General features: G+C 36.0%; 1 protein-coding gene. It reads right to left on the bottom strand.

The features are described from left to right. Nucleotides 1-210: 210 nt before the first annotated feature. Nucleotides 211-1,302: a protein rep gene (locus tag OK414_RS27895; RefSeq protein WP_233335556.1), complete on the bottom strand. Its 1,092-nt coding sequence runs from the start codon at nucleotides 1,300-1,302 to the stop codon at nucleotides 211-213. Nucleotides 1,303-1,703 lie beyond the last annotated feature (401 nt).

Here is a 1,703-nt window from a genome sequence, read left to right as displayed (position 1 = left end):
CCTGGTTAAAAAATCGCCAGTAAAGCAAACGCCCATTTACACACCACAAAAAACGTGGTGATAAACGGGCAAACCCTTCGCTTTCAGCGATTACCTTGCAGGACATGTTTTATGTTTTTATTGCGAAGCAATCGCACACATTGGAACAATGTATAAGTGCGCCCTTTATCACTTTCGTTCCTCAGGGAGAATAAAAGAGTAGCCACCTGGCTACTCTTTTTCAATCACGTATTTTTTTATGCCTATATGCCACCTTGCCGTAACTTCAAAAATCCCATTAGCCAGTTCATCTTCTTCAGAAACATGAACAAGATCTCCGTCTTCTCCATCATCCAAATTTAACTCTTGGTGAACTTCTTTTAGCAAACCACCATAACCAATAAGTCGTTTATACGCCAGTGCATTATCTAAATCTAAAACGGTCTCTACGTTTTCTGGAGTAACTTCTTTCCCGTGAATAATATCCGTATCTTTCACTGGATACTTCGAGACTTCTAAAATAGCGTTTTGCTCCTTGATAGCATTTTTAAAATCTTGTTCATATTTTTCTAATTCGCTAGAATCGATTTCTTTTTTCGGTTTAACTTTTTGAATGTGAACTATCGGTTTGTAATCTACTTTCATGGCACGCTGCCACATATCTGTCCAATCAGATTGCTTTATGTAATCTCTCGTGAAGTAACTTGGTTTAACACATAACAACACATGAAGATGAGGGTGATACGTTCCGTAATTAGGATTTTCAGACCCAACGTCTAAACCTTGTCGCTTATAATAGCCAGGATTCGTTTTAAAACGTTTCTCTGTAATTTTCTTATCTCGATCTCTTGTAACCTCTAAAGCCCTAAAAAAGCCCCTTACGGCCGTTTTAACATCCTTGTACTTAGTTAACCTATTAAAACCCTTAAACATGGCTTGTACGGTATCTTCGAGCTTCTCAGCACTACAATTCCGAACCGTAAGCGTTAAAAATAACCACTTCACCTTTTCTTGTTCGTTAACCGTTTCTACGATTTTTTTATTTTGAGTTGCGATTTTTATACTTCTTCTCCAGTTACACATTGGACATAACCTCACTTTACAAAACCATGTTTGATGGAGTTTTAATTTTTCTCCGTTATGCCTAAACACCAGCATATCAGCACATTGATCCATGCGTTTAGCTTTGGAAAAAAGTCCAGCTTCCTCAAAATGTTTCGCAGTAATTTCTGCACGAATTTTTTTATTCTCCCAAGGTCTTTCTTTCCCTGTAGCAGTTTTATCCACCAAAATTTCACCAGTTGAAAAATCCAATGAGTTCATGTTATTATTCTTTTTAGAAGACACGAAAAAAACCTACCTTTCTTATGATTTTATCTCGACAATTTAATCATAACAGGTAGGTTTTTCGCTGTCTACACATAAAAACAGGCTTCAGCCCAGTTATACCAAGGCTTGAGGCTTTATTTTATAAATCTCATTCTTTCTAATAGTATCAAGATAAGAAAAAACAAGTTCAAAACCATAGGCTTAAGCCTATTTAAAGCAGCTTTAAGCTGCTTATTTTTTTTGCCTTTAAATACTTTGCCAAATGATTTTTTATAGTTATCAAATTAGACAACTACGAAAACAATTTAAACAAGCAGAGCGCAATTATACATAACTCCGTTTTGTCATTGCGAAACGATTCAAATCGTTTGATTCGCTTAAGCGAAATTGTTCTG

The organism is Priestia sp. JV24, assembly GCF_025910025.1.
GTDB classification, from domain to species: Bacteria; Bacillota; Bacilli; order Bacillales; family Bacillaceae_H; genus Priestia; species Priestia megaterium.
This window is presented reverse-complemented; position numbering and strand designations above follow the sequence as displayed.